This is a genomic window from Marinomonas sp. TI.3.20 (assembly GCF_038155025.1).
GTDB classification, from domain to species: domain Bacteria; phylum Pseudomonadota; class Gammaproteobacteria; order Pseudomonadales; family Marinomonadaceae; genus Marinomonas; species Marinomonas flavescens.
In genome coordinates this window covers 1-255 of sequence record NZ_JBAKAS010000127.1, presented here as the reverse complement: position 1 = coordinate 255, position 255 = coordinate 1, and the positions used below count along the sequence as shown (strand labels likewise).

General features: G+C 49.0%; 1 protein-coding gene. It reads left to right on the top strand.

The window, feature by feature from the left end:
• The coding region (locus V6259_RS19860; protein WP_341585996.1) for a transposase at positions 1–255 on the top strand (255 nt) is incomplete at both ends.

The window sequence follows — 255 nt, the reverse complement described above, 5'->3', positions numbered from 1 at the left end:
CTAAGTATCAGCTAATCCTTGAGCAATGGCGCTTAGCTCAACAAAAGCAGTTTGGTAAAGGCTCTGAAGTGTCTCCGGGCCAAGGCGAGCTGTTTGACGAGTCAGACAGCGACTCTCAAGAAGACAGTGCTGATGTTGAAACGGACAGCCAAACTGTTTCCTATACGCGCACAAAACCTAAGCGTAAACCTCTGCCGAAAGACTTACCTCGTGAGACGGTTGTAGTGGATGTGGCGGAATCGGACAAAACCTGTT